Genomic DNA, 285 nt, shown 5'->3' on the forward strand with positions numbered 1-285 from the left:
GGTATGATCTGTGTGGTTACCAGCCCCATCGGTAGCGGTGACGGTAAAGCTGTAGCTTGGTTTGGTTTCGTAGTCGGCATCCGCCAACAAAGTCACTTCGCCGGTAGCGGAGTTGATGCTGAACAGTGACGCATCTGTACCAGACAGGCTGAAACTCACGCCATCAGAAATATCAGCAGAGTCATCCGCAGCAGCGGTATATACCACTTGCCCCGCACCAGAGTTTTCATCGATGGCAGTGGCCGTCGCGCCAGAGGTAATCGTCGGTGCCACTTCATCCAGGTT

1 protein-coding gene is annotated in these 285 nt (G+C 54.4%); it reads right to left on the reverse strand.

Going from position 1 to position 285, the window contains the following annotated elements:
- On the reverse strand, window positions 1-285 hold a 285-nt coding region (locus Q4563_RS19220; RefSeq protein WP_303605651.1), incomplete at both ends, for a cadherin repeat domain-containing protein.

This window comes from Gilvimarinus sp. 1_MG-2023, from assembly GCF_030548285.1.